General features: G+C 72.8%; 25 protein-coding genes. 8 read left to right on the forward strand and 17 right to left on the reverse strand.

Translation table 11 applies throughout. The features are described from left to right. Positions 1 to 165 precede the first annotated feature (165 nt). Positions 166 to 420: a DUF2630 family protein gene (locus D7044_RS06415; RefSeq protein WP_199716516.1), complete on the forward strand. Its 255-nt coding sequence runs from the start codon at positions 166 to 168 to the stop codon at positions 418 to 420. Between the two features lie 100 nt (positions 421 to 520). On the opposite strand, the gene D7044_RS06420 is transcribed toward D7044_RS06415, so the two are convergent. The 3 genes from D7044_RS06420 to D7044_RS06430 all read right to left on the reverse strand — a co-directional run bounded on the left by D7044_RS06420 (position 521) and on the right by D7044_RS06430 (position 3339). Further along, a complete protein-coding gene (locus D7044_RS06420) occupies positions 521 to 1456 on the reverse strand; it encodes an RIO1 family regulatory kinase/ATPase domain-containing protein (protein WP_120683260.1) in 936 nt (311 codons plus the stop codon). A 322-nt stretch (positions 1457 to 1778) separates the two neighbouring features. Further along, the gene (locus D7044_RS06425; RefSeq protein WP_120683258.1) at positions 1779 to 2423 is read right to left on the reverse strand and encodes an HAD family hydrolase; all 645 of its coding nucleotides are present in this window, start codon (positions 2421 to 2423) and stop codon (positions 1779 to 1781) included. A gap of 55 nt (positions 2424 to 2478) precedes the next feature. After that, positions 2479 to 3339, reverse strand: coding sequence for a carbon-nitrogen hydrolase family protein (locus D7044_RS06430; RefSeq protein WP_120688290.1), 861 nt, complete (start codon positions 3337 to 3339; stop codon positions 2479 to 2481). Between the two features lie 101 nt (positions 3340 to 3440). On the opposite strand from D7044_RS06430, the gene D7044_RS06435 reads away from it, so the two are divergent. The 6 genes from D7044_RS06435 (at position 3441) to mug (ending at position 7802) form a co-directional block, all read left to right on the forward strand. After that, the gene (locus D7044_RS06435) at positions 3441 to 4013 is read left to right on the forward strand and encodes a TetR/AcrR family transcriptional regulator (RefSeq protein WP_120683254.1); all 573 of its coding nucleotides are present in this window, start codon (positions 3441 to 3443) and stop codon (positions 4011 to 4013) included. Positions 4014 to 4104: 91 nt separating this feature from the next. Beyond that, positions 4105 to 5025, forward strand: a complete 921-nt coding sequence (locus tag D7044_RS06440; protein ID WP_120688291.1) for a TIGR04222 domain-containing membrane protein — start codon at positions 4105 to 4107, stop codon at positions 5023 to 5025. Further along, positions 5022 to 5840, forward strand: coding sequence for an MbnB/TglH/ChrH family RiPP precursor modification enzyme (locus tag D7044_RS06445; RefSeq protein ID WP_120688472.1), 819 nt, complete (start codon positions 5022 to 5024; stop codon positions 5838 to 5840). Before D7044_RS06440 ends, D7044_RS06445 begins: the two co-directional genes overlap by 4 nt. Further along, positions 5837 to 6334 carry a hypothetical protein gene (locus D7044_RS06450; RefSeq protein ID WP_120688292.1) on the forward strand — a complete coding sequence of 166 codons (498 nt, stop codon included), beginning with the start codon at positions 5837 to 5839 and terminating at the stop codon, positions 6332 to 6334. The genes D7044_RS06445 and D7044_RS06450 overlap by 4 nt, the downstream gene beginning before the upstream one ends. Positions 6335 to 6357: 23 nt before the next feature. Beyond that, a complete protein-coding gene (locus tag D7044_RS06455) occupies positions 6358 to 7119 on the forward strand; it encodes an SDR family oxidoreductase (RefSeq protein WP_120688293.1) in 762 nt (253 codons plus the stop codon). Further along, the gene (gene mug, locus D7044_RS06460; protein ID WP_120683246.1) at positions 7116 to 7802 is read left to right on the forward strand and encodes a G/U mismatch-specific DNA glycosylase; all 687 of its coding nucleotides are present in this window, start codon (positions 7116 to 7118) and stop codon (positions 7800 to 7802) included. Before D7044_RS06455 ends, mug begins: the two co-directional genes overlap by 4 nt. Positions 7803 to 7826: 24 nt before the next feature. Here mug and D7044_RS06465 read toward each other — a convergent pair whose 3' ends face one another. The 4 genes from D7044_RS06465 to D7044_RS06480 form a co-directional block, all read right to left on the reverse strand. Continuing rightward, complete coding sequence (locus tag D7044_RS06465) at positions 7827 to 9809, reverse strand: ABC transporter ATP-binding protein (RefSeq protein WP_120683454.1); 1983 nt, start codon at positions 9807 to 9809, stop codon at positions 7827 to 7829. Between the two features lie 114 nt (positions 9810 to 9923). Then, positions 9924 to 10691: an enoyl-CoA hydratase/isomerase family protein gene (locus tag D7044_RS06470; RefSeq protein WP_120688294.1), complete on the reverse strand. Its 768-nt coding sequence runs from the start codon at positions 10689 to 10691 to the stop codon at positions 9924 to 9926. Positions 10692 to 10737: 46 nt separating this feature from the next. Next, complete coding sequence (locus tag D7044_RS06475; RefSeq protein WP_007462679.1) at positions 10738 to 10965, reverse strand: helix-turn-helix domain-containing protein; 228 nt, start codon at positions 10963 to 10965, stop codon at positions 10738 to 10740. A gap of 200 nt (positions 10966 to 11165) precedes the next feature. Further along, on the reverse strand, positions 11166 to 12770 hold the full coding sequence (locus D7044_RS06480; protein WP_120683242.1) for an ABC-F family ATP-binding cassette domain-containing protein: 1605 nt from the start codon (positions 12768 to 12770) through the stop codon (positions 11166 to 11168). Between the two features lie 240 nt (positions 12771 to 13010). Between D7044_RS06480 and ypfJ the strand changes: the two genes are divergently transcribed. Further along, a complete protein-coding gene (gene ypfJ, locus D7044_RS06485) occupies positions 13011 to 13916 on the forward strand; it encodes a KPN_02809 family neutral zinc metallopeptidase (RefSeq protein WP_120688473.1) in 906 nt (301 codons plus the stop codon). 131 nt (positions 13917 to 14047) lie between these two features. On the opposite strand, the gene D7044_RS06490 is transcribed toward ypfJ, so the two are convergent. From D7044_RS06490 to D7044_RS06540, 10 genes are all read right to left on the reverse strand, one after another. Beyond that, positions 14048 to 14704, reverse strand: coding sequence for an acVLRF1 family peptidyl-tRNA hydrolase (locus tag D7044_RS06490; protein ID WP_120683240.1), 657 nt, complete (start codon positions 14702 to 14704; stop codon positions 14048 to 14050). A 212-nt stretch (positions 14705 to 14916) separates the two neighbouring features. Then, positions 14917 to 15543, reverse strand: a complete 627-nt coding sequence (locus D7044_RS06495; RefSeq protein WP_120683238.1) for a LysE family transporter — start codon at positions 15541 to 15543, stop codon at positions 14917 to 14919. Positions 15544 to 16477: 934 nt separating this feature from the next. Beyond that, complete coding sequence (locus D7044_RS06505; RefSeq protein WP_120683236.1) at positions 16478 to 16852, reverse strand: metal-sulfur cluster assembly factor; 375 nt, start codon at positions 16850 to 16852, stop codon at positions 16478 to 16480. Then, positions 16849 to 17319: a Fe-S cluster assembly sulfur transfer protein SufU gene (sufU, locus tag D7044_RS06510; RefSeq protein ID WP_120683234.1), complete on the reverse strand. Its 471-nt coding sequence runs from the start codon at positions 17317 to 17319 to the stop codon at positions 16849 to 16851. Before sufU ends, D7044_RS06505 begins: the two co-directional genes overlap by 4 nt. Further along, positions 17319 to 18623, reverse strand: a complete 1305-nt coding sequence (locus D7044_RS06515; protein WP_120683450.1) for a cysteine desulfurase — start codon at positions 18621 to 18623, stop codon at positions 17319 to 17321. Before D7044_RS06515 ends, sufU begins: the two co-directional genes overlap by 1 nt. A 17-nt stretch (positions 18624 to 18640) precedes the next feature. Continuing rightward, on the reverse strand, positions 18641 to 19414 hold the full coding sequence (gene sufC, locus D7044_RS06520) for a Fe-S cluster assembly ATPase SufC (protein ID WP_120683232.1): 774 nt from the start codon (positions 19412 to 19414) through the stop codon (positions 18641 to 18643). Further along, positions 19414 to 19740: a non-heme iron oxygenase ferredoxin subunit gene (locus D7044_RS06525; RefSeq protein WP_120683230.1), complete on the reverse strand. Its 327-nt coding sequence runs from the start codon at positions 19738 to 19740 to the stop codon at positions 19414 to 19416. Before D7044_RS06525 ends, sufC begins: the two co-directional genes overlap by 1 nt. Continuing rightward, the gene (gene sufD, locus D7044_RS06530; protein ID WP_120688295.1) at positions 19740 to 20882 is read right to left on the reverse strand and encodes a Fe-S cluster assembly protein SufD; all 1143 of its coding nucleotides are present in this window, start codon (positions 20880 to 20882) and stop codon (positions 19740 to 19742) included. Before sufD ends, D7044_RS06525 begins: the two co-directional genes overlap by 1 nt. Before the next feature lie 125 nt (positions 20883 to 21007). Then, positions 21008 to 22438, reverse strand: coding sequence for a Fe-S cluster assembly protein SufB (sufB, locus tag D7044_RS06535; RefSeq protein ID WP_120688296.1), 1431 nt, complete (start codon positions 22436 to 22438; stop codon positions 21008 to 21010). Continuing rightward, complete coding sequence (locus D7044_RS06540; protein WP_120683224.1) at positions 22435 to 23202, reverse strand: helix-turn-helix transcriptional regulator; 768 nt, start codon at positions 23200 to 23202, stop codon at positions 22435 to 22437. The genes sufB and D7044_RS06540 overlap by 4 nt, the downstream gene beginning before the upstream one ends. Positions 23203 to 23237: the final 35 nt, after the last annotated feature.

The raw sequence follows: 23237 nt of genomic DNA on the forward strand, positions 1-23237 counted from the left end.
GGGACGTGGACCGGCCGGAGCGGCGGGCGGTGGGCAGGGCTCGCCGGGCCGGGCCGGGCCGGGCCGGGCCGGGCCGGGCCGGGCCGGGATCAGGCATACCCGGCAGGTCAGCGGCCCTGATCGGCGGGGTAACCCGCGCGGCCCCGGGCACCCTGTGCCAGGCTCATGGTCATGGACGACAAGAACATCCTGAACCGGATCTCCGAGCTGGTCGACGAGGAGCACCAGCTGCGCGCGGCGGCGCAGGCCCACGAGAAGGGCACCGACGAGGAGGCGCAGAACCGGCTCCGCGAGCTGGAGGAGTCCCTCGACCAGTGCTGGGACCTGCTGCGCCGGCGCCGCGCGGCCCGGGCCAACCACGGCGACCCGGACTCCCAGGGCACCCGCCCCAAGCCCGAGGTCGAGCGCTACCTCCAGTGACCCCGACGGGTGGGCCGGGCGGGTCCGCCACCACGGCGCCGGCTGGCGGCCGGCCCCCGGCGACGCCGCGCCCGTGGCGCGACCGCCCGGCCCACCCGGTTCAGCGGAGCCCCGCCTCCCGCAGCAACTCCCCCGTCAGCGCGGTCGGGTCGGCCAGGTCGGCCGGTAGTCCCCGCGCCACGAACCAGGTGCTCACCACCCGGACGTCCCGGGCCAGGAACTCGGGCCCCTGCGGGTTGCCCACCACGTCGACCACCTGAGGCAAGTCGATCATGACGAGCCGGTCGCGGTGCACCAGGAGGTTGTACGGCGACAGGTCGCCGTGTGCATACCCGGCCCGGGCCAGTACGACCAGCGCGTCGACCAGCTGGCCCCAGAGGTCGCGCAGAGCGGCCCGGTCCGGCCGAAGCTGGGCCAGCCGGGGCGCGGCCTGCCCCTCCTCCGGGTCACCGACGAACTCGAGCATCAACTCGGTGCCGCGCACCTGCACCGGGTACGGCACGGCGATCGTGCCGTACTCGGCGCCGATCTCCCAGAGCCGGGCGAGCGCGGCGAACTCGGCCGCCGCCCACTGCCCGGCGATCAACTGTCGGCCGAAGGCGGTCCGACCGGCCATCGCCCGGTTCTCCCGGGACCGGCGGACCCGCCGCCCCTCCAGGTAGCCGGCGTCCCGGTGGAAGAGCCGGTGCTCGGCGTCCCGGTAGCGCTTGGCGGCCAGCAGGCAGGCCCGGTCGGTGCCGGGGACCGCCCGGCGGACGAGGTGTACGTCCGCCTCCTTGCCGGTCTTGAGCACACCGAGTTCGGTGTCCTTCGCCGCCAGCTCGGTGACGAGCCAGTCGGGGTGTGGCTGCGGCCCGTGCACGGCGTCGTCCCAGGACGACCAGCGCTGGTCGGTCTCCGGATCGGAGTGGTCGACCGGGTCGATGGCGGCCGGCTCGGCGTGCCGGCCGCGCTTCAGGAACTGTGGTTCGTCGTCGTCGAAGCGGCGTCGGCCGCCCGCCCGGCGCTCCTGCGCCGGGAAGTCATGATCGCGCACTGCGGTGCTCGTCCCTTGTTCGAGGTGAATGAAGGCCGGTGGGAACGACCTGCGAAGACGGCCATGACCGACCCCCTCTCCTCGACCGGGCCAACGCCCGGGGTGCACCATGCGCGGATCATGCTGGCTGCCCGCCGAGCGACCGTCAACCGAAATACGGCCCGTCGGCCGGCGCGCCCTTTGGCCGGCCGACCCAGGTGCGAGCAGACGGTCACCTTCGCGCCGTCGGCCGGGCCGGAGCAGGGCCACGGCGGCGGATCCGGCGGGCACGCCGAAACAACGGGGCGGCCGAACCTCAGCCGGCCGGCAGCGTGGCCGGGGCTCAGCCGGCGAGCACCGCGGCGACCGCGGCGATCAGGCCGTCTGCCGTACGGGTCGGCCGGAACCTGCCGTCGGACCAGGTACGCCCCCGGTGCAGCCAGACGCTGGGCAGGCCGACCGCCGCCGCGCCGCCGATGTCCGCCTCCGGGCCGTCGCCGACGACCCACGCGCCCCGCAGCGGCATCCGTACCCGCTGGGCGGCGAGCGCGAAGATTCTCGGGTTGGGCTTGCTGACGCCCGCCTCCTCGGAGATCACCCAGTCGGCGACGTACCGGTCCAGCCCGGTCTCACGGATCTTGGCCTCCTGCTGCCGGACGGCGCCGTTGGCGACCACCACGGGCACCCAGCCGGCCTGGTCGGCGATCCGCAGCGCGCAGGCGATCAGCGGGTCCAGCCGGGTGTGCGCCACCAGCCCGTCGTGCAGCTCCTCGACCAGGTCGATCGAGGGCACGCGCAGGTCGTACCGGTCCCGGATCGCGTCGGCCACGTCCCAGCGGTCGGTCAGCCCGTCGGCGTCGATGGAGAGCAACCACTCGATGTCGGCCGCGGGCGCGCCGATGCCGTCAAGGAAGCCCTGCCCCCAGGCACGGAACGGCCCGGCCCGGTCGAGCAGGGTGTTGTCCAGGTCCATGAGGAGCAGTGGCACTCGGGCACCTTACGGTAATCAGCGCACCCAGCGACAGATCCGTTACGTGAACTCCTCAACCCAACAGGAACAGCCGGGCGGAGCCCTGATCGGGCAGCCGGTCGACGAGCATCGAGTGCGCCGCCCGGGTGGCCGCCAGCTGAGCCGGGCGCAGCGTCACGACCAGCACCTCCTCGCCGGTGTCGGCGGCCCGGGCCAACGTACGCCCCTCCGGATCGTAGACGGCCGCTCCGCCGTTGAAGTGCCACGGGTCGGCGCCCCCGACGGAGTTGGCGAAGACGACGTACATGGTGTTGTCCAGCGCGCGGGCCGGATAGTAGAGGTCGCGGCGGTGCTCGGAGCCGGTGAGGTAGCCGCTCGGGCAGAGGTAGCCGTGCGCGCCGTCGAGGGCGGCGGCCCGCCCGTGCTCCGGGAAACAGCCGTCGTAGCAGATGCCCAGCCCGAACCGCCAGTCGCCGACGGAGAGGGTGGCGCCCTGCGTACCGGGCACGAAGAGTTCGCGTTCCCCGCCCCAGAGCTGCTGCTTGTCGTACCCGGCCCGGACCGCGCCGGCGCGGTCGACGACCAGTGAGGAGATGGTCCGCCGCCCGTCGGGATGGCGTACCGCGGCGCCGATCACCACGGTCACGCCGCCGGCCGCCGCCGCTTCGCTCAACGCCGTGAGTCGCGGATCGTCGACGGTACGGTCGCCGGCCGCGGCCACGTCGGTGCCGACTGGGTCGGCGGCGAGGGTCGGTGGGTGGTATGCGGGCAGGAAGAGCTCCGGCAGGACGACGATCCGGGCACCGGCGTCGGCGGCCCGGGCGACCAGGCGGGCGGCGGTGCCCGCGTTGCCGGCGACGTCTCCGGGGACCGGCTCGGCCTGCACGGCGGCGACGGTCAGCGGGGCGGAGGGCAGGGGGGCGAGGGGTGGCATCACGGGGGCGATGCTAGACGGGCGGGCCGACGGCCACGGCCCCCAATCCCAAGCCGTACGTACGGTTTGCGTGACGTCCCGTCACCTGGGACGATCGACGCGTGCCCAGAGTAAGCCAGGACCAGCTCGATGCGCGCCGCCAGGAGATCCTCGCCGCCTCGCGGGCGTGTTTCGCGCGGCACGGATACGAGGGCGCGACCGTGCGCCGCCTCGAAGAGGCCACCGGGCTGTCCCGGGGCGCCATCTTCCACCACTTCCGTGACAAGGACTCGCTCTTCCTCGCCGTCGCCGAGGACGACGCCGCCGCCATGGTCGAGACGGTCGCCCGCAACGGTCTGGTCCAGGTGATGCGGGACCTGCTGGCCGGTGCCATGTCCCCGGACACCACCGGCTGGCTCGGCACCCAGCTCGAGGTCTCCCGCCGGCTGCGTACCGACCCGGCCTTCGCCCGCCGCTGGGCCGAGCGGTCCGCCGCGATAGCCGAGGCGACCCGCGACCGGCTGGCCCGCCAGCGGGACGCGGGGGTGCTGCGCGAGGACGTCCCGATCGACGTGCTGGCCCAGTTCCTCGAACTCGCCTACGACGGCCTCGTGCTGCACCTGGCGATGGGGCGCCCCGCCGGCGACCTCGGCCCCGTCCTCGACCTGGTCGAGGAGGCGGTCCGCCGGCGCTGAGCCGGCGGCTGCGCGCCCTCGTACGGGGTCGTGGCGTTGGCCGGGTTGCTCCACAATGAGTTCGCCGACCCTTCGGTGACAGGAGCAGCCGATGAACGAGTTCGATCTCGCCGCTTCGGGCGATACGTGGGGCATCTCCGGTCCAACCTTCCTCCGGTTCTACCTCGCCGCGGCGGCCGTGCTGGTGGCCGTCGCCGTGCTCCACCGGATCCGGCTGCGCACGGTCGGGCGGGAGGGCGGTCGCAACCCGCTCGACCCGCAGCAGGCCGCGTACCTCAACGGCGGCGACACGCTCACCGTGCACGCGGCGCTCGCCGGGCTGCGCGCCGTCGGCGCGATCGACGTCGGGGCGAACCACCAGCTGAAGGCGACCGGCCCGCTGCCCGCCGGGGCGACGCCGCTGGACCGGGCGGTGCACCACGCGGCCGGGCAGCGGGCCCGGGTCCGCGAGCTACGCCGGGACCAGTGGGTGGACCGGGCGCTCACCGACCTGCGCGCCGGTCTCGAACAGCGCGGCCTGCTCCTGTCGTCGGCCCGCCGCACGACCGCCCGGCGCGCGTCGTTCGCCCTCTTCGCCCTGATCGCCATCGGCGTGGTGCGGACGTTCGTCGGGCTCTCCGACAGCCGGCCCGTCGGCTATCTGTTCCTCAGCCTGCTGCCGCTCTTCGTGGTCTTCCTGTTCCTGAGCCGGGTTCCGCGAGTGAGCCGCGCCGGCCGGCAGGCCCTGCGCGATCTGCGTCGGCAACACGCCCACCTCGCTCCCTCCTCCGCTCCGGCGTACGCGACCTACGGCGCGGTCGGCGCGGCCACGGGCGTGGCGCTCTTCGGCGCCGCCTCGCTCTGGGCGCTCGACCCGGGTTTCGCCGAAGGGGCCGAGATCCCACGCCAGGCGATCTCCGACGGGGGCGTCGGCGCGTCCGGTGGTGACAGCGGCTCCGGCGGCGACGGCGGCTCCTGCGGCGGCGGTTCCTGCGGCGGCGGCGGTGGCTGTGGGGGCGGGTGCGGCGGGTGAACGGCCTGACCGGTGTCGGCATCGGCTGGCGCCCCGAGATCGCCGGCTTCGTCGCCGAACTGCCCGGACTGCGCTTCGTCGAGGTGGTGGCCGAGTCGCTGGCACCGTCCCGACCGCTGCCGGCGGGGCTCGCCGCGCTGCGCGAGCGAGGGGTGACCGTCGTGCCGCACGGGGTGCGGCTCTCCCTCGGCGGCGCGGAGCCGGTGCACCCGGAGCGGGTGGAGCAGCTCGCCCAGGTCGCCGAGCTGGTGGACGCACCGCTGGTCAGCGAACACATCGCCTTCGTCCGGGCCGGCGGGGTGGAGGCCGGCCACCTCCTGCCCCTACCGCGCAGCCGGGCGGCCGTCGACGCGGTCTGCGCGAACGTCGCGCGCGTCCAGGAGCGGTTGCCGGTGCCGATCGCGCTGGAACCGATCGCCGCGCTCTTCGACTGGCCCGACGACGAGCTGGACGAGGCCGCCTTCCTCACCGAGATCCTCGACCGCTCCGGCGCGCTGCTGCTGCTCGACATCGCCAACGTGTACGCGAACGCGCGCAACCGGCACGCCGACCCGCTCGACCTGCTCGACCGGCTGCCCCTGGAACGGGTCGCGTACGTGCACGTGGCCGGGGGCGCCGAGCACGGCGGTTTCTACCACGACACGCACACCGACCCGGTGCCCCCGCCGGTGCTGGAGCTGGTCGGTGAACTCTGCGCCCGGCGACGGCCACCGGCTCTGCTGCTGGAGCGGGACGGCGGGTACCCGCCGGCGCAGGTGCTGCGCACCGAACTCGACGCCGTCGCGGCCGCGTCCGGGTTCCCGGCGGTCACATGACCGGCGACGCGCCGGGCCGGACAGACGACCTCGCCGCCCGCCAGGCGGAGCTGGTCGCCGCGCTGGTCACCGGCGGGCCGGTACCGCCCGGATTCGCGCCCGCGCCGCTCGCCGCGGCCCGGGCGGCCCTGCTGCGCAAACGCGCCGGGGAGGTGGCCCGGCACTGGCCACTGCTCGCCGCGGCCCTCGGCGCGGAGTGGCCGGCGAGGTTCGCGGCCTGGGCGACCGACCGGCCGACCCACGGATCCCTGCGCGACGGTTGGGACCTGGCCCGCGCCCTACGCGACGAAGGGACGCTGCCACCGTTGGGCGCCGAGGAGCTGGCCGTCCGGGAGGCGGGCGCGCGCTACGACGGGCGGCGTACGCCACGCCCCCGCCGACTGCCGGCCCTGGGCCGCGTACGTGGCGCGCTGGCGGTCCAGCTCGCCGGCCGGGTACGCCTGCTCCGCGCCGCCCCCCGGGCGAGCCTCGACACAGCGGGTCGCGACCGCTGACTCGGTGCGGCAGGATCGGCACCATGGATCTCGGACTCCGCGAACGGGTGTACGTGCTGACCGGCGCCTCCCGGGGCCTCGGCTACGCGACCGCCGAATGCCTCGTCGCCGACGGGGCGCGCGTGGTGCTCTCCGCCCGGGACGCCGACACGCTCGCCGCCGCGGTGGAGCGCCTCGGCGGGCCGGAGCAGGCGGTCGGGCTGCCGGGCGATCTGGGCGACCCGACCCTGCCGGAGCGCCTGGTCGCGACAGCCAAGGACCACTTCGGACGGCTCGACGGCGCGCTGATCTCGGTAGGTGGACCGCCGCCCGGCAACGCCGCGTCGGTCACCGACGAGCAGTGGCGCACCTCCTTCGAGACGATCTTCCTAGGCACGATCCGCGCCATCCGGACGATCACCGCCAACCTGCCCGACGGCGGGGCGATCGGGCTGGTCCTGTCCAGCTCGGCGCGCAGCCCGCTCGCCGGGCTCGGCATCTCCAACGGGCTGCGGCCCGGACTGGCCGGCGCGGCGAAGGACATCGCCGACGAGTACGGCCCGCGCGGCGTCCGGGTCGTCGGCCTGCTCCCGGGCCGCATCCTCACCGACCGCAGCCGGGAGCTGCTGGCCGCCACGGGTGACCCGGACCGCGCGCTCACCGAGATCGAGGCGGGCATTCCGCTGCGCCGGATCGGCGATCCCGCCGAGTTCGGCCGCGTCGCCGCATTCGTCCTCTCCCCCGCCGCCGGCTACGTCACCGGGGTCACCATCCCCGTTGACGGCGGCTCGCTGCGCGGGCTGTGACTCCCGACCCGCCCGGCGGTCGGCGGCCCGGCCGGCCACGCCCCGGCGCACCCGCCCCCGGCGACCGCCGCCCCAGCTCCGGGCCAGGGCTCGGCGACCGCCGCCCCGGCCCCGTCACCGCTCCCGCCGGCCGGTATCCGCGTCCCACCCGGGAGGAGCTCGCGGCGGCGGCCGACCGCCTCCTGCCCGACCTCATCGCGCCCGGCCTCGACGTGCTCTTCGTCGGGATCAACCCGGGCCTCTGGTCGGCCGCCGTCGGCTGGCACTTCGCCCGGCCGGGCAACCGGTTCTGGCCGGCGCTGTACCGGGGCGGCTTCACCCCACGACTGCTGCACCCGAGCGAACAGGACGAGCTGCTCGGCTACGGGATCGGCATCACCAACCTGGTGGAGCGGGCCAGCGCCCGCGCCGACGAGTTGACCGCCGCCGAGCTGGTGGCCGGGGCGGAGACGCTGCGGGAGAAGGTGGCCCGGTACCGGCCGCGCTGGGTGGCGGTGGTGGGCGTGACCGCCTACCGGATCGGGTTCGCCCGCCCGAAGGCGACGTTCGGCCCGCAGCCGGAGCGGCTGGCCGACGCCCGGCTCTGGGTGCTGCCCAACCCGAGCGGCCTCAACGCGCACTTCACGCCCGAGAGCCTCGGTGCCGCCTTCGCCGAGCTGCGCCAGGCGTCGACCGCGCTCTGACCCGGGGAGTCGCCGCAGCCCCGTTCAGTTCGCGGCGGCCGGGGGCAGCGCCTCCTCGGGCAGGTACGTGCCCATCGGCATGACCACCGGCTCGGGGCCCGTCGCGTCCGTGTACGGGGCGGGCGAGTCGGCGACCGCGAACTGCGTCCGGTAGAGCTCGGCGTAGAGGCCGCCCACCGCGACCAGCTCGTCGTGCCGTCCCCGCTCGACGATCCGGCCGCCGTCGAGGACCAGGATCTGGTCGGCGTCGCGGACCGTGGAGAGCCGGTGCGCGATCACCAACGCCGTACGCCCGGCCAGCGCCACCGACAGCGCCCGTTGGACCGCCGCCTCGCTCTCCGAGTCGAGGTGGGCGGTGGCCTCGTCGAGGATGACGATCGAGGGAGCCTTGAGCAGTAGCCGGGCGATCGCGATCCGCTGCTTCTCGCCGCCGGAGAAGCGGTAGCCGCGTTCGCCGACGGTGGTGTCCAGCCCGTCGGGCAGCGACCGGACCAGGTCGGCGATCTGCGCGCCGGCCAGCGCCGTCCACAGCTCGTCGTCGGTGGCCTCCGGCTTGGCGTAGCGCAGGTTCTCCCGGATCGACTCGTGGAACAGGTGCGAATCCTGGGTGACCACGCCGATCTCGTCGCGCAGCGACGCGAGCGTGGCGTCGCGTACGTCGACGCCGCCGACGAGCACCTGGCCGTCGCTGACGTCGTAGACGCGCGGGATGAGCATCGAGAGCGTCGACTTGCCGGCGCCCGAGGGGCCGACCAGGGCAACCATCTGTCCCGGCTCGGCGGTGAACGAGACGCCCCGCAGCACCGGCTCGCTGATCGTCCGGTCGAGGGTGGCGACCTCCTCCAGCGAGGCGAGCGAGACGTCGGCGCCGCTGGGGTAGCGGAACCGCACGTCGCGGAGTTCGACCCGGCCGTTGCCCCGGGGCACCGGCACGGCATCGGGCTTCTCCTCGATCGACGGGCGCAGGTCGAGCACCTCGAAGACGCGGTCGAAGGAGACGAGGGCGCTCATCACGTCGACGCGGACGTTGGAGAGCGCGGTGAGTGGGCCGTACAGGCGGGTGAGCAGCAGCGCGAGCGTCACGACCGTACCGGCGCTGACGCTGCCGGCGACCGCGAGCCAGCCGCCGAGGCCGTAGGTGAGCGCCTGGGCCAGCGAGGCGACCAGCAGCATCGCCACGAAGAAGGTCCGCGAGTACATCGCGGACTGGATGCCGATGTCGCGTACCCGCTCCGCCCGCCCGGCGAACCGGCGCGCCTCGCCGTCCGGCTGGCCGAAGAGCTTGACCAGCAGCGCCCCCGCCACGTTGAACCGCTCGGTCATCGTCGCATTCATCCGGGCGTCGAGGTTGTACGCCTCCCGGGTGATGTCGGCGAGACGCCGACCGACCCGGCGGGCCGGAATGATGAAGACCGGCAGCAGCACCAGCGACAGCGCGGTGATCTGCCAGGAGAGCGTGAACATGACGCCGGCGGTGAGCACCAGCTGGATGACGTTGCTGACGATGCCGGAGAGTGTCGAGGTGAAGGCCCGCTGCGCGCCGAGCACGTCGTTGTTGAGCCGGCTGACCAACGCGCCGGTCTGGGTCCGGGTGAAGAACTGCAACGGCATGCGCTGCACGTGGTCGTAGACCCGGGTGCGCAGGTCGAGGATGATGCCCTCGCCGATCCGGGCGGAGTACCAGCGCTGCGCCAGGGAGAGCAGTGCGTCGGCGATCGCGAGGCCCCCGATGATCAGGGCGAGGCGTACGACCAGCGAGCCCGCCTCGGACCCGCCCCGGTTGATGGCGTCGATGACGTCACCGGCGAGCAGCGGCGTGGCCACGCCGATGATCGCGGCGATCACCACGGTGATCAGGAAGACCACGATGTCGCGCCGGTACGGCTGGGCGAAGGCGAGGATCCGTTTCGCCGTGCCTCGCTTGAGCTGGTGCGCAGAGACCTCGTCCTGACTGCGCATCGACCGGAGCATGCTCCAGCCGCCCATGCCCATGCCACCGCCGCCCATCGGGTTGGACACGCTCACCTCCAGGATCGTCGGGCCGACCACACCCAGGTCAATTCTCCCGACGACACTGACAACCTAAGCCGTAACCCAGATCTTCCCGAACGGTCCTTACCTTTACTCGCCGCGCCCGGCGAGGTCACGCAGCCGGCGGGTCTGCGCCTCGCGCTCCGCCCGCTGCTGCTCCGCGTGCGAGCGATCCGCGGCACCGGCGAGCAGCGCCTTGATCTCGACCACGGCGTCCCGGTTCCCGGCCAGCAGCCCGACGGTCAGATCGCGCACCGCCTCGTCCAGCTCGGCGGGCGGTACGACGAGAGTGGCCAGCCCGATCCGGTCCGCCTCAGCGGCGTCCATGCGGCGTCCGGTGGCACAGATCTCCAGCGCGCGGGAGTAGCCGACGAGTTCGACCAGGCGCTTGGTGCCGGCGAGGTCCGGCACGAGACCGAGCGTCACCTCGGCCATGGAGAACTTCACATCCTGGGAGAGCACCCGCAGGTCACAGGCGAGAGCCAGCTGGAAACCGGCCCCGATGGCGTGCCCCTGCACGGCCGCGACGGAGATGAGATCCGGACGGTGCAGCCAGGTGAAGGCGGCCTGGAACTCGGCGATCCGGTCCGCGCACTCCTGCTCGGGCAGGGTGGCGAGCTCGGCGAAGGAGCCCGCCCCGGAGGCACCGGCCACCGACAGGTCGAGGCCGGCCGAGAACGCGCGCCCCTCGCCCCGTACGACCACCACGCGCACGTCGCCGGGGAGGTCCCGGGAGAAGGCGCTCATCGCGCGCCACATCGCCGGGGTCTGGGCGTTGAGCACGTCGGGCCGGCACAACGTGACCGTCGCGACCGGCCCGTCGTATTCCAACCGCACTCCGGTCGCGTCGGCGGTCACCGGACGACCCGGGGGCGGCGCTGATGGAACGACGTAACGGGCTCGATCACGCCTTCTTGCGGCGGCGGGCGCCGCCGCGCTGGCGCAGCTGCACCCCGGACTCGGTGAGCACCCGGTGGATGAAGCCGTAGGAACGGCCCGTCGAGGCTGCGAGCGCCCGGATGCTCTCACCCGAGGTGTACCGCTTAACCAGGTCCTTCGCGAGCGTCTGACGCTCGGCTCCGACGATCCGGCGACCCTTCTCAGTGCTGGTGGCTGTGCCGGTGGCTGCCATGCTGTGTCCTCACGTCCCAGACTGTGCGGTTCGGATACGGTCCCACCTATTAGACCGCCTCGAACGATCATGCGCCAGATATCAACTATTCGCCAACCGACACGCTATGCGATGTCAGCTTCCCGATAGGTGACGCACGAACCCGCCCGTATCGGTGCTTCCCCGGCGCGGCGGCGGCAGTGGTGAGGACGCTCCGGAGCTCAGGCGAGTTCGACGAGTTCGAGCAGGTCGTCGCTCCAGGCGTCCTCGTCGCCGTCGGGGAGCAGGATGGCCCGGTCCGGCTTCAGCGCCAGCACCGCGCCCGGGTCGTGGGTGACCAGCACGATCGCCCCGGGGTAGCGGGCGATGGCGTCGAGCACCTGCTCGCGACTGACCGGGTCGAGGTTGTTGGTCGGCTCGTCGAGCAGCAGCACGTTGGCGCCCGAGCAGACCAGGGTGGCCAGGGCCAGTCGGGTCTTCTCGCCGCCGGAGAGCACCCCGGCCGGCTTCTCCACGTCCTCGCCGGAGAAGAGGAAGGCACCGAGGATCTTCCGCAGGTCGGTGTCGGTCTGCTCGATGGCGGCGGCGCGCATGTTCTCCAGCACCGTCCGGGTCACGTCGAGCGTCTCGTGCTCCTGCGCGTAGTAGCCCAGCCGCAGCCCGTGCCCGGCGTGCACCTCGCCGGTGTCCGGCGTGAGCAGGCCGCCGAGCATCCGCAGCAGGGTCGTCTTACCGGCGCCGTTGAGCCCCAGGATCGCGACCCGCGAGCCGCGGTCCACCGCCACGTTGACGTCGGTGAAGATCTCCAACGACCCGTACGACTTGGAGAGCCCGGTCGCGGTCAGCGGCGTCTTCCCGCACGGCGCGGGGGTGGGGAAGCGCACCTTGGCCACCCGGTCGGCGACCCGCACCTCCTCCAGCCCGGAGATCAGCTTCTCGGCCCGCCGGGCCATGTTCTGCGCGGCGACCGTCTTGGTGGCCTTGGCCCGCATCTTGTCCGCCTGCGCCATCAGGGCGCCGGCCTTCTTCTCGGCGTTGGCCCGCTCCCGGCGACGTCGCCGCTCGTCGGTCTCCCGCGCCTCCAGGTACGCCTTCCAGCCCAGGTTGTAGCCGTCGACCACCGAGCGGGTGGCGTCCAGGAACCAGACCTTGTTGACCACCGCCTCCAGCAGCGAGGCGTCGTGGCTGATCACGATGAGCCCGCCCTTGTGGTTGGCGAGGAAGGAGCGCAGCCAGGTGATCGAGTCCGCGTCGAGGTGGTTGGTCGGCTCGTCGAGCAGCAGGATGCCGCCACCGTTCTCGCCCGCGTCGCGGAAGAGGATCCGGGCCAGCTCGATGCGGCGACGCTGGCCACCGGAGAGGGTGCCGATGGTCTGGGCGAGCGCCCGGTCGGGCAGGCCGAGGTTGGCGCAGATCCGGGCGGCCTCCGCCTCGGCCGCGTACCCGCCGAGGGAGGCGAACTGGTCCTCCAGCGCGCCGTAGCGCCGTACCAGCTTCTCGTCGGCGTTCTCGGCGAGCTTGGCCTCGATCTCGGCCATCTCCGCCATCAGCACGTCCAGGCCGCGCGCGGAGAGCACCCGGTCACGGCCGGTCACCTCCAGGTCGCCGGTGCGCGGGTCCTGCGGCAGGTAGCCGATCGCGCTGCGGCGGTCGATCTGGCCGGCGTACGGCTGCCCCTCCCCCGCCAGCACCTTCAGCGTGGTGGTCTTGCCGGCGCCGTTACGCCCGACCAGGCCGATCCGGTCACCTGGCTGCACCCGCAGCGTGGTGTCGGAGAGCAGGATCCGGGCGCCGGCGCGCAGCTCCAGGCCGGTGGCAGTGATCATGGTGTGAGACTCGCTCTCGGGGTCCGGAAGGCCGACTCAGGGCACGCGAAAACGCCGGCGGGCGACGGGCCCGGCGGCGTGGGGCGGTTCAGCCTTCGCAGCGCAGCACGCGACAAGTGTACCGGCCGGCGGACGGAGCCCGATCCGGATTACCCATCAAGATCATCGGGTACGAAACCACCCAGCCGGACCGGGTGCCGGCGCCATGCCACGAGAGTCCCCGTCGCGATCGAGGTGATCATGGAGCTGAACGATCGAGCTGAGCTGGACACCTCCCAGGTCAACGACCTGGGACGGGGCGTCGGTTCCGGCCGGGGCATGCCCATTCCCCTGCCGACCGGGCGGGGCGGATTGGTGAGCCTCGTCATCACGGTCCTCGTCGCCCTGGTCGGCGGCGGGATCGGCCTCAACGCCGCCACCAACGGCGACGGCGCCGGCGGCGAGGACCTGGAGCAGTCCTGCTCCCGGGACAATCCGGACCGGTTCGGGAACGTCAAGTGCCGCAACCTGCTGTACGTCAACAGCATCCAGGACTACTGGAAGCAGGAGTATCCGGCGATCTCCGGGCGGCAGTACGAGCCCACCGACACGAACTACTTCGGGCAGGCGGTGAGCACGGGCTGCGGAACGGCCGACTCCGGTGTCGGGCCGTTCTACTGCCCGGCGGACAAGCAGGTCTACATCGACCTGAGCTTCTACGACGAGTTGGCGTCGAGGTTCGGGGCCGACGGCGAGTTCGCCGCGCCGTACGTCCTCGCCCACGAGTACGGGCACCACATCCAGAACCTGCTGGGCACCAACGAGCGGGCCGGCCAGGGCGACCAGACCGGCCCCGAGTCCGCCTCCGTCCGCCTCGAACTGCAGGCCGACTGCTACGCCGGCGCCTGGGCCCGGCACGCGACGGAGAGCAAGGACAAGTCCGGCCAGGAGGCACTCTTCACCTCGATCACCGAGAGCGACATCAAGGAGGCGGTGGAGACCGCCGAAGCGATCGGTGACGACACCATCCAGCAGCGTTCCGGCGGGGGGATCAACCCCGACCAGTTCACCCACGGCACCTCGGAGCAGCGCCAGCGCTGGTTCCGGCAGGGCTACGACCGGGGCGACCCGCAGGTGTGCGACACCTTCGGCACCAGCCGGCTCTGAGCGGGCTGCCTCGCACCGGAGAATCGCCCCGACGGTCACAGTCGACCGTCGGGGCGATTCCGATCGATCAGTTTGCCGACGGCCACATCGGATGCCAGGATGATGACCTGCATCAATGCGTAAAGATATGCTCAGCGGGGCGGCGCGGGTTCGCGTACCAGCACGTGCACGGCGCGCGCGGCCGCGATGGCGCCCACCAGGACCGCGTGCCGGGGCTCGGGCACGTCGAGCAACCGGTCGGCACGCAGCGTCGCCAGCGGGGCGAGCCGGCGATCGGCAAGCACCGTGTCGACCGCCCGCCGGTCGCCGCCGCACACCAGCGCGGCCAGCGTCGTCACCTGCGGCATCAGCAGCCGTACGGCGAGCTCGGCGGCGTCGCCCAGCGCCGCCTTCGTCTGGTTGTCCCGCCGTCGGGCGAAGCGCTGCTGGGACCAGCCGCCTGCGGCCGTCCGCCCCTGCACGTAACGGGTGTCCACCTTCGACACGACGAGGTCGGCGCCCTCGGCGATCCCGACCGCCACCCCACCCTTGCGGGCGAGCAGCAGACCGAGCCGACGGGGCGCGGTCGCGCCGGCCACGAAGGCCGGCACGTCGGCGGCGGCCGGGGCGCCGGGCGGCGCATGCAGCTCGGCGGTCGCGCCGTCCGGGGCGGCGAGCAGCAGCCCGTACGCCTCGGTGGTGACGGTCGGCGGGCCGTGGCGACCGGCGAAGCCCTCCACCCAGCGGGCCACCCGGCCCGGGTCGACCTCGACCCACCGGCCGCCCCCGGCTGCGGGTCGACTCGACATGGCCCGACCGTACGGCACACCCCCGCCCCTCCCCGCCCCCACCCCACCGGCCCGGCACCGACCACACCGACCCGCGCCGGCCCCACTGGCCCGGCACCGATCCCACCGGCCCGCGCCGATCATGAGGTTGACGGTGCCCGGGGCGGCGTGTCGCCCCGCCAACCTCATGATCGACGGGCGAGGGTGGGGGTGGGGTGGGAGGGCGGGGGGGATCAGGTGGTGAGCAGGGTGGTCATGGCCAGCGTGGCGATGATGGCGCTGGACGCGAGCGCGGTGAGCAGCTGGCCCCGAGGGCCGGCGAGCGCCCGGCCGACCACGGTCCCGCCTCCGGCGATCAGCAGCTGCCAACTCGCCGACGCGACGAACGCGCCCAGCACGAAGAGCGCCGTGGCCCTGGAATCCGGATCGGCGGCGTCGCCCCGACCCAGCACCAGCGCGGCGAAGTAGACGACGGTCGCCGGGTTCAGCAGGGTCAACGCGAGCACACCGGCGAAAGCCCGGCCCGGACTGTCCAGCCCTCGGCCACCATTGCCCTGAGCGTCCACCCGCCGAGGGCGCAGCGCCCGCCAGGCGGTGAGGGCGGCGATCGCCAGCAGAACGAGCGCGGCCACGGCTCGCAACGGACCAGCGACCGGCGCGATCACCGCAGCCAGGGCGGCACCGCCGAGCGCCGCGACCGCCGCGTAGAGACCGTCGGCAGTGGCCACGCCGAGCGCCGCCGCCGCGCCGACCCGGAACGAGGTGCGGGCGCTCAGCCCCAGGATCAGCACGGCGATCGCACCGACCGGAACGGCGACGCCGTAGCCGGCGACCAGGCCGGCAAGGAACGCCTCGGTCATGACGGCCGGTGGCGGGTCGAGGCACGACCGGGACCCCGCTGCTGTCGGCGGGCGCTGGTGGCCGCGGCGACAGGAACGATGCTCATCCGGTATGGCTCGATCACACCGTAATCCTCGCGCACCGGTGTCCGTGGCCGCGAGCGAATTCGCCCGGGTCCGATGCGGGCACACCGGCTCCCCTGCCACGCCGACTGCGCCGGCTAGGGCTCCCACCGGCCGATGCCACGCCCACCACGCCGCCTAGCGGCTCCCACCCACGCCCACCACGCCGAATGCGCCGACCAGCGGCTCCGGCCCGCAGCGGGGGGTGGCGAGCGGCGCGTGGCGAGCACCGGGCAGAGGGCCCCCGGCGGCGGGTGGCGGGAGGCGGGTGCCGAGCGGCGGGTAGCGGGCCCCGATCGGCGGACGAGGGGTGCCGGGCGGCGAGCGGCGGGCCCCGATCGGCAGACGAGGGGTGCCGGGCGGCGAGCGGCGCATGGCGAGTAGACCGGGGCGGCAGGCATCCCGACGTGGACCCCCGGCGGCGAGCACCGGGCGGCGGGCGCCGAGCGCCGAGCGCCGAGCGCCGAGCGCCGAGCGCCGAGCGCCGAGCGCCGAGCGCCGAGCGGGTGTATCCCGTCGGGCGTGATACCTCAGAGGCATATTGATGCCCCTGAGGTATCAGGCTCGCCGTGGTCCGGCCGTCGCAGCCGCACCACGGGGCGCTCGGCCGAAACCGCGAGCGAGACCGGAGAACGACCGACACCGGAGAACGGCGGTCGGCCCCGAACCGCGACCCACACCGGAGCACGGCCGGCACCCCGACCGGCAACGAGCACGACCGGCGACCAGAACGGCTGGCAGCGAGCGCCGTCGGCGACGGGCCCGGCGCACGTGCGCCGCATACACGTCGGGCGCGGCACCGCTGGGTGCCGCGCCCGACGAGCGGGATCGGTCAGACGTTGAAGCCGAGCGAGCGGAGCTGATCGCGCCCCTCGTCGGTGATCTTGTCGGGCCCCCACGGCGGCAGCCACACCCAGTTGATCCGGATGTCGTTGGCCAGCCCACCGCCCGGGCCGGTGGTCAGCGCCTGCCGCGCCTGGTCCTCGATGACGTCGGTCAGCGGGCAGGCCGCCGACGTGAGCGTCATGTCGAGGGTGACCACGTTCTCGTCGTCGACGTGCACCCCGTACACCAGGCCGAGGTCGACCACGTTGATCCCCAGCTCCGGGTCGACGACGTCCTTCATCGCCTCTTCGATGTCGGCGACGGCGGCCTTGCCGCCGCCGGTCGCCGGCGTCGCGGCGGTGGTGGTGCCTTCCTCGCTCATGCCTTCACCTCCGGGCTCACGCCCACCCCGGCGCGTGCCGCGGCGTCCTTGAACGCCATCCACGGCAACAACGCACACTTCACCCGGGCGGGGTAGCGGGCCACACCCGCGAAAGCCACCCCGTCACCGAGCACGTCCTCGTCCGGCGTGACCTGGCCACGCCCGGACATCAACTCGACGAACGCCTCGTGGACCTCGAAAGCTTCCCCGGCGCGCCGACCGCTCAGCAGCTCGTGCAGCACGCTCGCCGAGGCCTGGCTGATCGAGCAGCCCATGCCGTCGTACGAGATGTCGGTGAGCACACTGCCGTCGGTCGCCACCCGCATGGTGACCTCGTCCCCGCAGGTCGGGTTGACGTGGTGCGCCTCGGCGGTGTTCGCCCCACCCTCGGCGTCACGCAGTCCGCGCCCGTGCGGGTGCTTGTAGTGGTCCAGGATGATCTCCTGGTAGAGCTGGTCGAGCTGCATCAGCTGAACACCTTTCGCACCTGCTCCAGACCCGCCACCAGAGCGTCGATCTCCTCGGTGGTGGTGTAGAGGTAGAACGAGGCCCGCGTCGTGGCCGGCACGCCGAAGCGGGTGCAGACCGGGCGGGCGCAGTGGTGACCCACCCGCACCTGCACCCCCAGCGAGTCGAGCACCTGGCCCACGTCGTGGGGGTGCACGTCGCCGAGCGCGAACGAGATGGTGCCGCCCCGGCCCACCGGCACGGCCGGCCCGAAGATCCGCAGGTCGGGCACCGTGGCGAGGGCGTCGAGCGCGTACGCCGTCAGCTCCTTCTCGTGCCACTGGATGGCCCGCATGCCGATGCCGGTGAGGTAGTCCACCGCGGCGCCGAGCGCCACGGCCTCCGCGATCGGCGGGGTGCCCGCCTCGAACCGGGCCGGCGGCGCGGCGAACGTGGAGCCGGACATCGCCACCGTCTCGATCATCGAGCCGCCGCCGAAGACCGGCGGCATGGCCGCCAGCAGCTCGGAGCGACCCCAGAGCACGCCGATGCCGGTCGGACCGCACATCTTGTGCCCGGTGAAGACGATGAAGTCCGCGTCGTAGTCGACCACGTCCATCGGCAGGTGCGGCACCGACTGCGAGCAGTCCAGCAGCAGCAGCGCCCCCACCTCGCGGACCCGCGCGGTGATCCGCGCGGTGGCGTTCACGGTGCCGAGGATGTTCGACATGTGCACCAGCGAGACGATCTTCGTCCGCTCGGTGACCAGGTCGTCCAGGCCCGACTCGTCCAGCCGTCCCTGGTCGGTGACCGGGAACCAGCGCAGGGTCGCGCCGGTGCGTTCGCAGAGCAGCTGCCACGGGACGATGTTCGAGTGGTGCTCCATCTCGGAGATGACCACCTCGTCGCCGGGCCCGAGGCGGAACCGCGGGTCGGCGTCCGGGCGCAGCGACGCGTTGGAGAACGCGTACGCCACGATGTTGATCGCCTCGGTGGAGTTCTTGGTGAAGACCACCTCGTCCGGGCTCGGCGCGTTGATGAACGCGGCGATCTTCGCCCGGGCGCCCTCGTACGCCTCGGTCGCCTCGGTGCCCAGGGTGTGCACCGAGCGGGACACGTTCGCGTTGTGCTGCGCGTAGTGCTCGGCGAGGACGTCGAGCACCTGACGCGGCTTGTGCGACGTGTTCGCGCTGTCGAGGTAGACCAGCCGGTGCCCGTTGACCTCCCGGTCCAGGATCGGGAAGTCGGCGCGCACCCGCGCCACGTCGTAACGCGGCACGTCGTCGTACTGCGGCATCCCCGGCGGGATCGCGATCGTGGTCATCTCCGCGTCCCCCATGATCAGGCCCGCGCCGAACCGGCCCCGGCGACGTACCGCTCGTAGCCCTCTTCCTCGAGCTTCTCGGCCAGCTCCGGGCCGCCCTGCTCGACGATCCGGCCGGCCACGAAGACGTGCACGAAGTCGGGCTTGATGTAGCGCAGGATCCGCGTGTAGTGGGTGATCAGCAGCAGGCCGGTGTCACCGGTGTCGCGGACCCGGTTGACGCCCTCGCTGACCACGCGCAGCGCGTCGACGTCGAGGCCGGAGTCGGTCTCGTCGAGGATCGCCATCTTCGGCTTGAGCAGCTCCAGCTGCACGATCTCGTGCCGCTTCTTCTCACCGCCGGAGAAGCCCTCGTTGACGTTGCGCTGGGCGAACGCCGGGTCCATCTGCAGCCGCTCCATCGCCCCGCGCAGGTCGGCACCCCAGGTGCGCAGCTTCGGCGCCTCCCCGTCGATGGCGGTCTTGGCGGTACGCAGGAAGTTCGCCACCGACACGCCGGGCACCTCGACCGGGTACTGCATGGCGAGGAAGAGGCCGGCGCGGGCCCGCTCGTCGACGGACATGGCCAGCACGTCCTCGCCGTCGAGCGTCACCGAACCGCCGGTGATCTCGTACTTCGGGTGGCCGGCGATCGAGTACGCGAGCGTCGACTTGCCGGAGCCGTTGGGGCCCATGATGGCGTGGGTCTCACCGGAGCGGACGGTCAGGTCGACACCGGCCAGGATCGGCTTGAGCTCACCCTCGGGCAGCTTGACCGACACCTTCAGGTCGCGGATCTCCAGGGTGCTCATTATCGGGTCACTCCATTGCTCGGCGTGAGGCTGACGTAGATGTCGCCGTCGCGGACTTCGACGGGATAGACGGGGACGGGTTCGGTGGCGGGCAGCCCGGTGGGCTCGCCGGTGCGCAGGTCGAAGCGGGAGCCGTGCAGCCAGCACTCCAGCGTGCAGCCCTCGACCTCGCCCTCGGAGAGGGCCACCGAGGCGTGCGAGCACTCGTCGTAGACGGCGTAGAAGTTGTCGTCCTCGCCGTGCACCAGAGCGATCTGAGTGCCGTCGACGTCCGCGCTGATCGCGGCGCCCTTCGGCACGTCCTCGGTGGAGCAGATCCGGATCATCAGGCGCCCGCCTTGGCGAGCCGCTCCTCGATCGCCGCGCCGAGCCGCTCCCGCAGCTCCTCGACCGGGATCTTGTTGATCAGCTCGGCGAAGAAGCCACGCACCACCAACCGGCGGGCCTCGCCCTCCGGGATACCCCGCGCCATCAGGTAGAAGAGCTGCTCGTCGTCGAAGCGACCGGTCGCGCTCGCGTGGCCGGCGCCGGCGATCTCGCCGGTCTCGATCTCCAGGTTCGGTACGGAGTCGGCGCGGGCGCCCTCGGTGAGCAGCAGGTTCCGGTTGATCTCGTACGTGTCGGTGCCGGTCGCCTCGGCCTGGATCAGCACGTCGCCCACCCAGACGGTGTGCGCGCTCTGCCCCTGCAGGGCGCCCCGGTACCCGACGTAGCTGCGGCAGTCCGGCACCGAGTGGTCGACCAACTGCCGGTGCTCCAGGTGCTGACCCGAGTCGGCGAAGTAGACGCCGTAGAGCTCCGCCTCGCCGCCCCGGTCGGTGTACTCGACGCTGGTGTACTGCCGGACCAGGTCGCCGCCGAGGCTCACCTGGATGTGCACGACCTTGGCGTCGCGACCCAGCTTCACCTTGAGGTGCTGGGCCTGGACGCCGTCCTCGGCCCAGTCCGCGACCGTGACGAGGGTCAGCTTCGCCCCGTCGGCCACGGTCACCTCGACGTTGTCGGCCAGCGTGGCCGAGCCGGCGTGCTCCAGCACCAGGGTCACCTCGGCGAACCGGGCCACCTCGACGAAGGTGTGCCCGAAGGCCAGGGCGTCCGCGCCGTCGCCGGTCACCCGCACGGTCACCGGCGTCCCGACCACCGCCTCCCGCGCGACCTGGACCAGCAGCGCGTCACCGGCGCCGCCGTACGCGAGCGCGCTGATCCGGTCGAACGGGGTGAGCACGCTGCCCACCCGCGGGTCGTCCTTCGCGATCCGGCCGACCGTCACGCCGGCCGGCAGGTCGCCGTACTCGTGCCGGATCGTGCCGGTGGCGCCCTGCGCCTCGCCGGTGAGCCCCCGCAGGCGCTTGAGCGGGGTGAACCGCCACTCCTCCTCCTGGCCCGTCAGGGCCGGGAAGTCGGCGACGTCGTACGAGCGCAGCGCCTGCGACTTGGTGGTCGGCGGCGCGGAAGCCTGGGTAGTCATCTCTTCCTTGGTCTGTTCAGCGACTAATCGGAGGGTCGGTCGGGGTTCGCGAACCCCCGGCCCGACCGGTCGGGATTCGCGGACCCCGGCCCGACGGGTCGGGGTCCGCGGGAGCGCCGGGCGGGTCAGCCGACCGCGCCCTCCATCTGAAGCTCGATCAGGCGGTTGAGCTCCAGCGCGTACTCCATCGGGAGCTCCTTGGCGATCGGCTCGATGAAGCCGCGCACGATCATCGCCATCGCCTCGTCCTCGGAGAGGCCCCGGCTCATCAGGTAGAAGAGCTGGTCCTCGCTGACCTTGGAGACGGTCGCCTCGTGCCCCATCGCCACGTCGTCCTCGCGGATGTCGACGTACGGGTAGGTGTCCGAGCGGGAGATGGTGTCGACCAGCAGCGCGTCGCACTTGACCGTGCTCTTGCTGTTGGTCGAGCCCTCCAGCACCTGGACCAGGCCGCGGTACGAGGTGCGGCCGCCGCCCCGGGCGATCGACTTGGAGACGATGGTGCTGCTGGTGTGCGGCGCGCCGTGCACCATCTTGGCGCCGGCGTCCTGGTGCTGGCCCTCGCCGGCCATCGCGACCGAGAGCACCTCGCCCTTGGCGTGCTCACCGAGCATGTAGACCGCCGGGTACTTCATGGTGACCTTGGAGCCGATGTTGCCGTCGACCCACTCCATGGTCGCGCCCTCCTGGCAGACGGCGCGCTTGGTCACCAGGTTGTAGACGTTGTTCGACCAGTTCTGGATGGTCGTGTAACGGCACCGGGCGTTCTTCTTGACGATGATCTCGACGACCGCGCTGTGCAGCGAGTCGGAGGAGTAGAGCGGCGCGGTGCAGCCCTCGACGTAGTGCACGTACGCACCCTCGTCGACGATGATCAGCGTCCGCTCGAACTGGCCCATGTTCTCCGTGTTGATCCGGAAGTAGGCCTGCAGCGGGATCTCCACGTGCACGCCCTTCGGCACGTAGATGAACGAGCCGCCGGACCAGACGGAGGTGTTCAGGGCGGCGAACTTGTTGTCGCCTACCGGGATCACCGTGCCGAAGTACTCCTTGAAGATGTCCTCGTGCTCGCGCAGCGCCGTGTCGGTGTCGAGGAAGATGACACCCTGCTCCTCAAGGTCCTCACGGATCTTGTGGTAGACGACCTCGGACTCGTACTGCGCCGCGACACCGGCGACCAGGCGCTGCTTCTCCGCCTCGGGGATGCCCAGCCGGTCGTAGGTGTTCTTGATGTCCTCGGGCAGGTCCTCCCAGCTGGCGGCCTGCTTCTCCGTCGACCGGACGAAGTACTTGATGTTGTCGAAGTCGATCCCGGTGAGGTCGGCGCCCCAGGCCGGCATCGGCTTGCGCTCGAACAGCCGCAGGCCCTTCAGGCGCAGGTCGAGCATCCAGGCCGGCTCGTTCTTCTTCGCCGAGATGTCCCGCACCACCGCCTCGTTGAGGCCACGCTGGGCGGACGCCCCGGCGACGTCGGGGTCGGCCCAGCCGTACTCGTAACGACCGAGGGCGGCGAGCTGCTCCTCCTGGGTCAGGGGCTGGACGATCTGCTCGGTCATCTATCTGTCCTCACAGTGGTGACGGTATTTCCGGACTGCGCACGCCCCGGCTGGGTCGGGATGTGCGTGGTGCACACCCCGTCGCCGTGCGCGATGGTGGCCAGGCGCTGCACGTGGGTGCCGACCAGACGCGAGATCACCTCGGTCTCGGCCTCGCAGAGCTGAGGGAACTCGGCGGCCACGTGCGCCACCGGGCAGTGGTGCTGGCAGAGCTGGCCGCCGGAGGCGATCACGGACGCGCTCGCAGCGTAGCCCTCGGCGGTCAACGCGCCCGCGAGCGCCTCCGCCCTGGCGAGCGGGTCGTCGCCGGCGTCCTCCATGGCGGCCCGGCAGCGGGCCTCCAGCGCGGAGACCTGCTCGGCGGCGAACGTCTCCACCGCTTGCGAGCCGCCGTTGCGGGCGATCCAGCGCAGCGCGGCGGTGGCCATGTTGTCGTAGTGGTGGGTGCCGCAGCGGACCCGGGCGGCCTCGGTCAGGACGAAGACCTTCGCCGGGCGGCCCCGACCCCGGTGACCGCGGACCGCCTGCTCGCGGGCGAGCACGTCACCGTCGGCCAGCATCGCGTCGAGGTGCCGGCGGATCGCGGCCGGGCTCAGCCCGAGCGCCGATCCGAGCTGCGCGGCGGTGGCCGCGCCCTGCTCCAGGAGCAGCTGGGTCACCCGGTCACGGGTGGACAGGTCGGCGCCGAGGCCGGTGGGCGCGCCCTGACCGGCGACCGGGACGGTCGCCGACCGGTGCGCGGAGACCTCCGCCGCCTTTTTCACAACGCCCACGTTACGTATTTCGTCCGGGGCCCGCA

The sequence above is a fragment of the Micromonospora musae genome, from assembly GCF_003626635.1.
In the GTDB taxonomy this organism is placed as follows: domain Bacteria; phylum Actinomycetota; class Actinomycetes; order Mycobacteriales; family Micromonosporaceae; genus Micromonospora; species Micromonospora musae.

What these genes read in the sequence shown, in the direction of transcription:
- D7044_RS06525 (WP_120683230.1), bottom strand. Translation starts at nt 19,740, where the DNA reads ATGATCCGGATCTGCTCCACCGAGGACGTGCCGAAGGGCGCCGCGATC.
- D7044_RS06515 (WP_120683450.1), bottom strand. Translation starts at nt 18,623, where the DNA reads ATGACCACGATCGCGATCCCGCCGGGGATGCCGCAGTACGACGACGTG.
- D7044_RS06415 (WP_199716516.1), top strand. Translation starts at nt 166, where the DNA reads ATGGTCATGGACGACAAGAACATCCTGAACCGGATCTCCGAGCTGGTC.
- sufU (WP_120683234.1), bottom strand. Translation starts at nt 17,319, where the DNA reads ATGCAGCTCGACCAGCTCTACCAGGAGATCATCCTGGACCACTACAAG.
- D7044_RS06430 (WP_120688290.1), bottom strand. Translation starts at nt 3,339, where the DNA reads ATGCCACCCCTCGCCCCCCTGCCCTCCGCCCCGCTGACCGTCGCCGCC.
- sufC (WP_120683232.1), bottom strand. Translation starts at nt 19,414, where the DNA reads ATGAGCACCCTGGAGATCCGCGACCTGAAGGTGTCGGTCAAGCTGCCC.
- D7044_RS06440 (WP_120688291.1), top strand. Translation starts at nt 4,105, where the DNA reads ATGAACGAGTTCGATCTCGCCGCTTCGGGCGATACGTGGGGCATCTCC.
- D7044_RS06505 (WP_120683236.1), bottom strand. Translation starts at nt 16,852, where the DNA reads ATGAGCGAGGAAGGCACCACCACCGCCGCGACGCCGGCGACCGGCGGC.
- D7044_RS06465 (WP_120683454.1), bottom strand. Translation starts at nt 9,809, where the DNA reads ATGGGCGGCGGTGGCATGGGCATGGGCGGCTGGAGCATGCTCCGGTCG.
- sufB (WP_120688296.1), bottom strand. Translation starts at nt 22,438, where the DNA reads ATGACCGAGCAGATCGTCCAGCCCCTGACCCAGGAGGAGCAGCTCGCC.
- D7044_RS06480 (WP_120683242.1), bottom strand. Translation starts at nt 12,770, where the DNA reads ATGATCACTGCCACCGGCCTGGAGCTGCGCGCCGGCGCCCGGATCCTG.
- D7044_RS06490 (WP_120683240.1), bottom strand. Translation starts at nt 14,704, where the DNA reads ATGTCGAGTCGACCCGCAGCCGGGGGCGGCCGGTGGGTCGAGGTCGAC.
- D7044_RS06495 (WP_120683238.1), bottom strand. Translation starts at nt 15,543, where the DNA reads ATGACCGAGGCGTTCCTTGCCGGCCTGGTCGCCGGCTACGGCGTCGCC.
- D7044_RS06475 (WP_007462679.1), bottom strand. Translation starts at nt 10,965, where the DNA reads ATGGCAGCCACCGGCACAGCCACCAGCACTGAGAAGGGTCGCCGGATC.
- D7044_RS06450 (WP_120688292.1), top strand. Translation starts at nt 5,837, where the DNA reads ATGACCGGCGACGCGCCGGGCCGGACAGACGACCTCGCCGCCCGCCAG.
- D7044_RS06455 (WP_120688293.1), top strand. Translation starts at nt 6,358, where the DNA reads ATGGATCTCGGACTCCGCGAACGGGTGTACGTGCTGACCGGCGCCTCC.
- ypfJ (WP_120688473.1), top strand. Translation starts at nt 13,011, where the DNA reads ATGGAGCTGAACGATCGAGCTGAGCTGGACACCTCCCAGGTCAACGAC.
- sufD (WP_120688295.1), bottom strand. Translation starts at nt 20,882, where the DNA reads ATGACTACCCAGGCTTCCGCGCCGCCGACCACCAAGTCGCAGGCGCTG.